Origin of the sequence: Synechocystis sp. LEGE 06083 (genome assembly GCF_015207725.1) — a bacterium.
Lineage (GTDB): Bacteria > Cyanobacteriota > Cyanobacteriia > Cyanobacteriales > Microcystaceae > Synechocystis > Synechocystis salina.
On sequence record NZ_JADEWJ010000423.1, the window covers coordinates 1 to 1,773 of the forward strand.

Genomic DNA, 1,773 nt, shown 5'->3' on the forward strand with positions numbered 1-1,773 from the left:
TGGTTGGCGACTGCATCCGTGGCCGAATCTTTCACCGCATTTGCTCCACCACCAAAGGTGGTCACCGCAACAATGGCCGCGCATCCTAAAACGGCACCGGCAATAATCATTCCTTTTTTGTTCATTTTTTTAATACCGCTGGGGGTTCCACGAAGGTTCAAACCTCCGTTTACGGCATTGTTTGGATTCAAACCCGATGGGCTTTCATCGCTCAAAATGGATGGGTCAATTTCTTGGGCCATGGCGATTACCTTTTAGTTGTAGTTGTTGAAGTGACTGTTGAAATGACTGCGTTGATCCCGTGTGTTTTTTTTTACGATTTCAACTTTTTCTTGTTCATCGTCCACACCCAAAATCAAGCCGGCCCGCTCGAAGAGCTTGTCCACAATGTAGTAAGTGACTTCATTTCCACCTTGTTGGGCTGTTTTCACGCGGTAATTGACCAATTCCGAATTGCCCTCTTTGTCCAACACCACCAGCGCGGGGGCTTCACTTGACCGCATGCTGGGAGGCGTTTGAATCCACACATGGGTGCCATCATCAAAAACGCGCGTTGGATACCATGCCAAGCGGTTATTGCCTTTGAGCTCGTAACCATCTAGATTGAGCTGTTCAATGGATGAAATGGGCATGTCGGCCACCTTGCGATTGGCCTCTTCCTGTGCCTTTCTTTGCGCCATTTCCATTTCGCCCTGCCAGTTTTGAACCATGTCATATGGGTAGTAATAACCCACGACACTTGAATAATTGGTATCTGACGACCTAAGTGTCATCACATAAGTTCGACGGTTTGTTGTCACCAAAAGGTTTGTCGTTAAGCCTTTTTCTGTTGGCTTTACGATCACATGTGGTGTGGCCATTGGACCTTCGCCGGTCTTGGCTGGAGCTGGAATCCAGCGCACGGTGTCACCCAAAATGACGTTGTTAATCACTTCGCCCTGCTGAAGCTGAATCGAGCAAGCACGAAGGGGAGCACACACGACTTCAGGCTGGCCTTGGCCAAACGGGAATAGCAAAACGCCTTCTGGGCTCAAAACAGGCTGAGCGTTTTCACCAAGCTGCCATTTTTTTGCCTCCAATCGCACGGCATCCATCCCCTTTGGCGTGTGCTTTTTGTATTGCAAAGAAACTGTTTTTCCATCCCACACCAAATCGGCCACGGGGTCTGCTTGATCTGCAATTTTTTGCAGTGTTTCCCAAAGACTGGCTTGCGTCAAAGTCACATCAACGACAATCGGAACTGGGTGGCCTCGGAATTTTCCAAGGCCCAAGCCGGGTTGAATTTCCTTGAGCTTTTGCAATGCTCCGGTCAATTCTCCCGTGTATGTGAAATCAAAACGATCCGGCGCAATCGTTCTTAGTGCTTCGATTGCCTGAACGTTGGCCAAGCTGTTTGATTTGGCCGCAAGGGCTGGATTGATTGAAAAAACTGCTGCCATCAAGCCTGCAAAAATAAAAGTCTTTTTCATTGTCGTAATTCCTTAAATATTTAAAAATTACAGTTGTTGGGTCCAAGCAAGCTGATCAACCACGACCCCTGTGGGGTTGGCGATGATTTGCTTTGGCGTTGTCGGGGTGAAGTTTTTAACGGTGATGATTGCTTGCCAGCGTGTAAGCCCATCAACTGAGCCATTTAAGCCTCGCGCGGTTTCAGTCCAATTGACCTGCCATGTTGTTCCTGACAGTGGCAAGGCTGACTGAATTTCAACAGCCACCATCGTTGTTTTTGCACGTTCGAACGGATCTGATTTCTTGAAATAGTCGTTCAGATAC

At 48.1% G+C, this 1,773-nt stretch carries 3 protein-coding genes; all 3 read right to left on the reverse strand.

The window, feature by feature from the left end; genetic code table 11:
• On the reverse strand, nucleotides 1-242 hold a 242-nt coding region (locus IQ219_RS19365), incomplete at its 3' end, for a hypothetical protein (protein WP_194073694.1).
• A 12-nt stretch (nucleotides 243-254) separates the two neighbouring features.
• The gene (gene trbG / locus IQ219_RS19370; protein ID WP_194073695.1) at nucleotides 255-1,469 is read right to left on the reverse strand and encodes a P-type conjugative transfer protein TrbG; all 1,215 of its coding nucleotides are present in this window, start codon (nucleotides 1,467-1,469) and stop codon (nucleotides 255-257) included.
• A gap of 27 nt (nucleotides 1,470-1,496) precedes the next feature.
• The coding region (locus IQ219_RS19375) for a type IV secretion system protein (protein WP_194073696.1) at nucleotides 1,497-1,773 on the reverse strand (277 nt) is incomplete at its 5' end.